Source organism: Pseudoalteromonas sp. UBA2102 (assembly GCF_002331165.1).
GTDB lineage: Bacteria > Pseudomonadota > Gammaproteobacteria > Enterobacterales > Alteromonadaceae > Pseudoalteromonas > Pseudoalteromonas atlantica.
The window spans coordinates 1-1,324 of sequence record NZ_DCYU01000117.1 but is presented as its reverse complement, the minus strand read 5'-3'; the positions used below and the strand labels follow the sequence as shown (position 1 = coordinate 1,324).

Below are 1,324 nucleotides of genomic sequence, written 5' to 3'. Positions count from 1 at the left end.
TTTTTATAAGTAAATCCATAGCCGTTTTAACCTATTTTAGTTGCACCAGCACGCTACAATTACTACATCAACCAAGCAGTGATGCTTATCGAGTAAAAGGAAATGGACTGCTTACTCGAACAACCAATGATTAGGTTACTACGGACAACACGGAAATTAGGACAGGCTCAGGATGAGTATCGCAATGGATTGTTGCACAAAGGAACGTATCAGGACGATACAGCAAGGATAACAACAGCGGATAGTTGTTTAACAGGATGTGATAGGAATTAAATGGACAGGCCCTTGAGGCAACACAATGGAATTGTAAATTAATGGACTGCACTAGGATGTGCCAAAGGGAATAGGTAATAGTTTTTACCACTACAGGATGTACAGGGATTTAAAGGAGATAGGCCCGGATAGCCTAAATTACATAGAACTAAAAAGTAATATCGTAATCACATGGATAAGTAAAAATTGGAGTTGATTAAGTTCAATTGCAGGATGCAAAATTAGAAGATTCCGCAAGCGCGCCTAGAGATAGAGCGCGCTTTTCTTTGCCTAAAATTAAGTTACTGTGGCCTGCCCTTATTTCGCTTACCAAGTAAGTACGCATCACGAAATTTTATAAAGTGCTGTTCAAGTTTTAAGGCGGCATCTTGCTCACCTGCGAGCGCTAACACCATAATGCCTACCTCAGCAGTGCCTAACTGGTATGCGTGAGGTGCAACGCGTAAACGGTAATCTGATAGTTTATCAGCGGTGATCGACAACACCGGTAAATTATCTAGATACGGGCTTTTGCGGATCATTTTTTTAGCTTCGCGCCAGGTGCCATCTAAAAATATAAATAATGGCTTTTTGCCAGGCTCAATGTTTACTTCGGTGGTTGCCCTGCCCGGCTCTACATCTTCAGCTGGAAATATCACCATAGGTTGATAATCAGCGTTGTTTAATAAAGCTAATAGCTCAGCGCTTGGCTCTGTTCTGTCCCATCTAAATGCATAGTTGTCAGGGACTATTTCAGCAATTAAACGCCCTGTGTTTGACGGTTTAAAGCTTTCATTATGATACATTAATAAACACACGCCAGCATCGCACTGCGCTTGTTCTACCCCCTCACATATACAGTAATGCTTAGCAATTAAACACTGCTCACAGCGATCCATTTTGCCGCCACGGGCATTAAATTCGCGGCGCGATTCGCTAATTTGCTGAGCACGCAAAACTAATACTGAGTTATGTTGGGGATTTTTCAAGGGGGCTATTACCTAAAATTTGTTCGGCGCGTATTGTAGCTAAAATAAAAGGGAATAGATATCAGCTATCAGCTATCAGCTAT

At 41.6% G+C, this 1,324-nt stretch carries 1 protein-coding gene; it reads right to left on the bottom strand.

What is annotated here, in order from left to right; genetic code table 11:
• Positions 1-554: 554 nt before the first annotated feature.
• Positions 555-1,241 carry a tRNA-uridine aminocarboxypropyltransferase gene (locus tag B2R65_RS15765; protein WP_029773351.1) on the bottom strand — a complete coding sequence of 229 codons (687 nt, stop codon included), beginning with the start codon at positions 1,239-1,241 and terminating at the stop codon, positions 555-557.
• Positions 1,242-1,324 lie beyond the last annotated feature (83 nt).